The sequence below is a fragment of the Amorphus coralli DSM 19760 genome, from assembly GCF_000374525.1.
GTDB lineage: Bacteria > Pseudomonadota > Alphaproteobacteria > Rhizobiales > Amorphaceae > Amorphus > Amorphus coralli.
Genome location: NZ_KB894570.1, coordinates 891,992 through 899,064, shown reverse-complemented (window position 1 = coordinate 899,064; position 7,073 = coordinate 891,992). Strand labels below are relative to the sequence as shown.

Genomic DNA, 7,073 nt, shown 5'->3' with positions numbered 1-7,073 from the left:
AAAGCCAGGAAAAGTGCTCTTGCGGTTTTCCGTCCGGCTTTGCGATCAAAAAGAATCCCCCTCGCGCCGAGTTCGGTTCGCTCACCGGCTCCGGGTGGGCGGCCTGCCGGCCGGCCCGCGGTCGTCCGCTGGTGGCTCTGATCCGCCAACTCGGCAGCCCCGTTCGGCCGGAAAGGCTTGCCACGCGGCGCGTCACGCCGTATATCGCGCGCATTCCACACGCGGGGATCTCCGAAGGGCGCCGGTATCGGCGTCACGAGGATCCGGTGTCGCACGGCAAGATCCGCCGGCGGCATTCCCCGCGGAGGCTCAACCGGATCAAGTAGGAGAGGCAAGCCATGGCTTTGCCCAGTTTCACTATGCGCCAGCTCCTGGAAGCGGGCGTGCACTTCGGTCATCAGACCCACCGCTGGAACCCGAAGATGGGTCAGTTCATCTTCGGCGACCGCAACAACATTCACATCATCGATCTGGCGCAGACCGTGCCGATGCTGGACCAGGCCCTGAAGGCCGTGTCCGACACCGTCGCCGGCGGCGGCCGCGTGCTGATGGTCGGCACCAAGCGGGCCGCGCAGGAAGCCGTTGCTGAATCCGCGCGCCGTTCGGCCCAGTATTACGTCAATGCCCGCTGGCTGGGCGGCATGCTGACGAACTGGAAGACCATCTCGGTTTCGATCCAGCGTCTGCGCAAGCTGGAAGACATCATCGCCAACGATCCCCAGGGCCTCACCAAGAAGGAGCGGCTCTTCATGGATCGCGAGCGTGAGAAGCTCGAGCGCAACCTGGGCGGCATCAAGGACATGGGCGGCGTGCCCGACCTGGTCTTCGTGATCGACACCAACCGCGAGCAGATCGCGGTGCAGGAAGCACGTCGTCTCGGCATCCCGGTGGCGGCCATCGTCGATTCCAACTGCGATCCCGACGGCATCACCTACCCGGTCCCGGGCAACGATGACGCCGCCCGCGCCGTGTCGCTCTATTGCGACCTGATCGCCCGCGCCGCCATCGACGGCCTCTCCCGTGCCCAGGGCTCGCTCGGTACCGATCTCGGCGCCGACGACGCTCCGTACGAGGAGACCAGCCTCGAGACCCCGGCCGACACCGGTCCTGAGGAAGTTGCGCTTGGCGAAGTGGCCGAGCCGGTCCCGGCCGAGCCCGCTTCCGAGCCGGTGACCACCGAGGGTGAAGCCGAGGCGGCTGCGGAAAAGCAGTAAGCCGCAAGGCTGGGCCCGGCGTCCTGTCCGGGCCCGCGCTGCCGCGCGGCGCGATGGGTGCGATCGGTTCTCGACTTCCGGGCTCCGATCGCCCATGAAGAGCGCGCCCGCAAGCGCCGGATCCGTCCGGTTCAGGCAGGTCTCCGGACGCCCGGCGGCCCTGCCGGTCTGCGGCAGCAGCGACCACAGATCTCCCCGACGCCGGGTCCCGTGCGGGCCCGGGGTCGTCGAAACGATTGATCCTTAAATTTTGAGCGGATCTCGGCGGGCATCCGGGTTCCACCGTAAACCGTCCGCTCAGCAACTCAGGCGAGGACAGTGATGAGCATTTCGGCTCAGCAGGTCAAAGAGCTCCGCGAAAAAACCGGCGCCGGCATGATGGACTGCAAGAAGGCGCTGACCGAGACCGACGGCGACATGGAAGCCGCCATCGACTGGCTGCGCAAGAAGGGCCTGTCCAAGGCCGCCAAGAAGGCCGACCGCGTTGCTGCGGAAGGCCTGATCGGCGTGGCTCAGGGCGACGGCTCCGCGGCTCTGGTCGAGGTCAACTCCGAGACCGACTTCGTGGCGCGCAACGAGGCCTTCCAGGGTCTGGTCCGCACCATCGCCAAGGAAGCGCTCGCCAGCGCCGGCGATCGTGACGCGCTGCTGGCCGCGGACTTCCCTGGCACGGGCCGTTCGGTCAACGACGAGATCACCGAGGCGATCGCCACCATCGGCGAGAACATGGCTCTGCGTCGCGTCGCCGTGCTGTCGGTGTCGCCGGGCGTCGTTGCGACCTACGTGCACAACGCCGTGGCCGACGGTCTCGGCAAGCTCGGCGTGCTGGTCGCGCTTGAGTCCGAGGGCAAGGCCGACGTGCTCAACGAGCTGGGCCGCAAGATCGCCATGCACGTCGCCGCCGTGAACCCGCTGGCGGTCACGCCGGACGAGGTCGATCCGGCGGTCGTGGAGCGTGAGCGCACCGTCTATGCCGACCAGGCGCGCCAGTCCGGCAAGCCGGAGAACATCATCGAGAAGATGGTCGAGGGCCGCCTGCGTAAGTTCTACGAGGAAGTCGCGCTTCTGAAGCAGGTCTTCGTCGTGGACCCGGACAAGACCGTGGAGCAGGCCGTCGAGGCCACCGCGGCCGAGGCCGGCGCCCCGATTAAGGTGGTCGCCATCGTCCGCTTCGCCCTCGGCGAAGGGATCGAGAAGGAAGAATCGGACTTCGCGGCCGAAGTGGCCGCGGCGGCCGGAAGCTGATCCGAGACAAGCGCCCGGGACATCGTCCCGGGCGTTTTCTTTTGGGCGACACCCTGGCGCAAGCCAGGCCGGCGACAGTCGCTCTCGTCCCGGTCCGACAAGCGGGCGGGGACTTTGCGAAGCGCATCCGGACCTTCTTCAACGGGAGCTTGCCCGTTGGAAAAACACCGGAAAGGGGCCTGCGTCCGTTTCCCTCCGGCCGCAAGATGCTCTACAGAGTCCGACCGATCCAGATTTCAGACCGCCGATCGGCCCTGTCCGCGCGCGGTTCCTCAGACAGGGTGAGCCCATGTCCTCCGACCTCCGCTGGCGCCGCGTTCTCCTCAAGCTTTCCGGTGAGGCGCTGACCGGTTCGGAAGGCTTCGGCATCGCCCCTTCCGTGGTCGCCCGCATCGCCGACGAGATTGGCGAGGTTGTCGCGCTCGGTGGCCAGGTCGGCGTCGTTGTCGGCGGCGGCAACTTCGTTCGCGGTGCCCAGATCTCGGCGACCGGGATCGACCGGGTGAGCGGCGATCACATGGGCATGCTGGCAACCGTCATGAACGCGCTGGCGCTCAACGCGGCGCTCTCGGCGCGCGGCGTGCCGGCCCGGGTCATGTCGGCGCTGCCGGTCCCGACGGTCTGCGAAACCTTCACCCAGCGTGTCGCGCTCGCCCATTTCCAGGCTGGCCGCGTCGTGCTGTTCGCCGGCGGCACCGGCAACCCGTTCTTCACCACCGATACGGGTGCGGTGCTGCGCGCAACCGAGATGGGTTGCGACGTGGTGATGAAGGGGACCCAGGTTGACGGCGTCTACAGCGCCGATCCGAAGACCGATCCCACCGCCACCCGCTACGAGCAGCTCACCCACCAGGAAGTTCTGGCCCGCGGCCTTTCGGTGATGGACGCAACCGCCATCGCCCTTGCTCGCGACAACCGGATTCCGGTAAGCGTCTTCTCCATCGGAGAGCCCGGCGCCTTCGTGTCCGTCGCTCGTGGGGGCGGTCGGTCGACGCTCGTGACCGTGGAGGGCGGGGCCGATCGCTGACGCCTCGCGTGTCGGCATCCAACCCGGAAAGAGGAAAACATGGCTGATACCGCGTTCGACATCGACGATCTGAAGCGCCGGATGCAGGGCGCGATCGGCGTGCTGAAGCAGGATCTGGCTGGCCTGCGCACCGGACGCGCCTCGAGCAGCATGCTGGATCCCGTCACCGTGGAGATCTACGGCAGCCACATGCCGCTCAACCAGTGCGCCACCATCCAGGTGCCGGAGGCGCGCATGATCACCGTGCAGGTCTGGGACCGCTCCGCTGTTCAGGCTGTCGAGCGGGCGATCCGCGATTCCTCGCTCGGCCTCAACCCTGTGGTTGAAGGCCAGCTGATGCGCATTCCGATCCCGGAGCTGAACGCCGAGCGCCGCCAGGAGCTTGTTAAGGTTGCTCACAAATACGCCGAAAACGCCAAGGTTGCGGTGCGCCACGTGCGCCGAGACGGCATGGAAGAGATCAAGCTCCTGGAGAAGGAGGGCGAGATCGGCCAGGATGACAGCCGCAACCTGTCCGAGCGGGTCCAGAAACTGACCGACGAGATGGTCTCGGAGATCGACAGCATCCTGGCCAACAAGGAACAGGAAATCACGCAGGTGTAAGGCGCGTGCCGCCGTACCCGACAGCGAGGCTGAATTGATGTCCGCCGCAGGAGGAGTGCCAGCGCGTCCGCTTCCGTCAGCCGATGACCCGCGCATCCCGACCCACATTGGCATCATCATGGATGGCAACGGGCGGTGGGCGCAGTCCAGGGGGCTGCCGCGGGCGGCCGGTCATCGCAAGGGCGTCGAGGCACTCCGGCGCACGGTGCGGCACGCCGGCGAACTCGGCGTCGGCTATCTCACCATCTTCAGCTTCTCCTCGGAAAACTGGTCGCGGCCGGCGCAGGAGATCGCCAGCCTGATGAGCCTTCTGCGTCGCTTCATCCAGCAGGACCTGAAGGAACTCGCCCAGGCGAACGTGCGGGTGATTCCCATCGGCCGCCGGGACGATCTGGCGGACGATATCCGGGCGCTGCTGGTGGAGGCGGAGGAAACGACCCGCGCCAACACCGGCCTCACGCTGCTCGTCGCTTTCAACTATGGCGGCCGTGACGAGATCGCGAGAGCCTGCCGCAAGCTGGCGGAGCGGGTGAGGGCCGGTGAGCTGGACCCCGCAGCCATCGATGAGACCCTGCTCGCCTGCGAACTGGACACCGCCGGCATTCCCGACCCCGACCTGATCATCCGCACGAGCGGCGAGAACCGGTTGTCGAATTTCACCATGTGGCAGGCCGCCTACTCGGAATTCGTCTTCGTGCCGCAGCACTGGCCCGACTTCGACGAGGCGTCGCTCGAAGCGGCCATTCGCGAATTCTGCAACCGCGACCGTCGGTTCGGGGGCCTCGCCGCCGGCATGACCGGCGGGTGAGGTGACTGCCCCGGTGGCAAACGATCCCGCAACCCCTTCGCGCCGAAACGCGGACCTGACCCAGCGCACCCTGTCGGCGATCGTCCTCGGTCCGGCGGCGCTGGTGCTCGCCTGGATCGGCGGCGTCACCTTCCTGCTCGGGGTCTCCGCGCTCGGCATCGTCGTCATGGTGGAATGGTTCCGCATGGTGGACGTGCCGGTGCGAACTGCTGCCTTCGTCGTCTCCGTTGCCGGCGTCGTCGGCGCCAATCTCGCCACCCTGGTGGCGGGGCCGGAGACCGGCCTCGGCGTGCTGCTGGGGGCGGTGATCGTGGCAGCGCTGACCGTCAACACCGCGGCGGGAACACGGTCGCCGGTGCGCGGTGCCCGTGCCTGGATCGCCGCCGGGCTCCTTTATGTCGGGTTGGGAACGCTCGCCTTCGTGCTGCTGCGCGCCGAGCGCTACGGGCTCACCGCGGTGGTCGTGGTGTTCCTGGTGGCTTGGTCGACCGACGTCTTTGCCTACTTCGTCGGCCGCACCGTCGGCGGTCCGAAGCTGTGGCCGCTCGTCTCCCCCAAAAAGACCTGGTCGGGCACGATCGGCGGGCTGGTTGCCGGTGCGGCGGCCGGTGCGGCGGCGCTCGCCTGGCTCGGCGATCCGGTCACCGCCGCTGCCATCGCCGTTGCGCTGCTCCTCGCCGTGGTCGCCGTGCTCGGCGATCTCCTGGAATCGGCGGCCAAGCGGCGCTTCGGCATCAAGGATTCCAGCAAGCTCATTCCCGGCCACGGCGGCCTGATGGATCGGGTCGACGGCCTTCTCGCCGCCGGCATGGTGGCCGTGATCATCGGCCTCCTGTGGGCCGAGGGGGGCGATATCGCCGGCGGGCTGCTCGCCGCCATGGGGAGCCTCGGCTGATGTCGGACCGTCCGCTGCGCGTCATCGTTCTGGGAGCCACCGGCTCCATCGGCCTCGCCACCCTCGACCTGATCGGCCGGGCGCCCGACCGGTTCGAAGTGGTCGGGCTCGCTGCCAACCGCAACGCCGCCGCGCTGGCCGAGCTGGCGCGCCTGCACAAGGCGCCGCGTGCCGTGGTGGCCGATCCGGCCGCCGGGACCGCGCTGGCCGAGGCGCTGTCGGGCACCGGCATCGAGGCGGCGGCAGGCGAGGCGGCGCTCGTCGATCTCGCCGTCGTGCCCGCCGATATCGTCGTCGCGGCGATCTCCGGCGCCGCCGGCCTGGCACCGACGGTGGCCGCCATCCGGACCGGCACCCGGGTCGCCATCGCCAACAAGGAGTGTCTCGTCACCGCCGGCACGCTGGTCATGGGCGAGGCGGAGCGGGCAGGGGCCACCATCCTGCCGGTGGATTCCGAGCACAACGCCATCTTCCAGGTCTTCGAGGATCACGCCGCCTCCGCCGTCGAGGAGGTCGTCCTGACGGCCTCGGGCGGACCGTTCCGGACCTGGGCGAAGGCCAACATGGCCGCCGTCGCGCCGGAACAGGCGCTGAAGCACCCGAACTGGTCGATGGGCGCCAAGATCACCATCGATTCCGCCACCATGATGAACAAGGGGCTGGAGCTCATCGAGGCCTTCCACCTCTTCCCCATCGGCCCCGACCAGCTGTCCGTGGTGGTGCATCCCCAATCCATCGTGCACGGCCTGGTGCGCTATTCCGACGGCTCGTGCCTGGCTCAGCTCGGCATGCCCGACATGCGCACCCCGATCGCCAACTGCCTCAACTGGCCGTCGCGCGCGGGTTCGCCGGTGGAGACGCTCGACCTGGCGCGCATCGGCACGCTGACCTTCGAGCCACCCGACACGGACCGCTTCGAATGCCTTGCGCTGGCCTTCGCGGCGCTGCGGCGCGGCAACGGGGCGCCGACGCTTCTCAACGCCGCCAACGAGGTGGCCGTCGCCGCCTTCCTGGAGCGGCGCATCGGATTTCTCGACATCCCTGCGACAGTTGACCGGGTTCTCGATCGGGCCGAGCGTGACCATATGGTCGTGGAGCCGGGCAGCCTCGACGATGTCGCGGCGCTCGACGCATACGGCCGGCGGGCCGGCTCGGAGGAAATCGAGGCGCGGGCGCGGCTGCGCGCCTGAGGGCGTGCGCCGGGCACTCACGCGAACGCGACTTGGGCGGCGGCCCGCAGCGCCTATCTGTTTCGTCGGCGTCGGGCCGGACCGGCGCACA

General features: G+C 68.4%; 8 protein-coding genes. All 8 read left to right on the top strand.

Annotated elements, in window-relative coordinates:
- On the top strand, positions 1 to 326 hold a 326-nt coding region (locus tag C507_RS23345), incomplete at its 5' end, for a hypothetical protein (protein WP_026318828.1).
- 12 nt (positions 327 to 338) lie between these two features.
- Positions 339 to 1,214 carry a 30S ribosomal protein S2 gene (gene rpsB, locus C507_RS0104065; RefSeq protein ID WP_156829138.1) on the top strand — a complete coding sequence of 292 codons (876 nt, stop codon included), beginning with the start codon at positions 339 to 341 and terminating at the stop codon, positions 1,212 to 1,214.
- 321 nt (positions 1,215 to 1,535) lie between these two features.
- Entirely contained in the window at positions 1,536 to 2,459 is a 924-nt protein-coding gene (tsf, locus tag C507_RS0104060) for a translation elongation factor Ts (protein WP_018698383.1), read from the top strand.
- Between the two features lie 289 nt (positions 2,460 to 2,748).
- Positions 2,749 to 3,486, top strand: a complete 738-nt coding sequence (pyrH, locus tag C507_RS0104055) for a UMP kinase (RefSeq protein WP_018698382.1) — start codon at positions 2,749 to 2,751, stop codon at positions 3,484 to 3,486.
- Positions 3,487 to 3,525: 39 nt separating this feature from the next.
- Positions 3,526 to 4,089 (top strand): ribosome recycling factor, encoded by a 564-nt coding sequence (frr, locus tag C507_RS0104050; RefSeq protein WP_018698381.1) that lies wholly within the window; start codon positions 3,526 to 3,528, stop codon positions 4,087 to 4,089.
- A gap of 37 nt (positions 4,090 to 4,126) precedes the next feature.
- Positions 4,127 to 4,897: an isoprenyl transferase gene (locus tag C507_RS0104045; RefSeq protein WP_026318827.1), complete on the top strand. Its 771-nt coding sequence runs from the start codon at positions 4,127 to 4,129 to the stop codon at positions 4,895 to 4,897.
- A 13-nt stretch (positions 4,898 to 4,910) separates the two neighbouring features.
- Complete coding sequence (locus tag C507_RS0104040; RefSeq protein WP_018698379.1) at positions 4,911 to 5,792, top strand: phosphatidate cytidylyltransferase; 882 nt, start codon at positions 4,911 to 4,913, stop codon at positions 5,790 to 5,792.
- Complete coding sequence (gene dxr, locus C507_RS0104035; protein ID WP_018698378.1) at positions 5,792 to 6,982, top strand: 1-deoxy-D-xylulose-5-phosphate reductoisomerase; 1,191 nt, start codon at positions 5,792 to 5,794, stop codon at positions 6,980 to 6,982. Before C507_RS0104040 ends, dxr begins: the two co-directional genes overlap by 1 nt.
- Positions 6,983 to 7,073 lie beyond the last annotated feature (91 nt).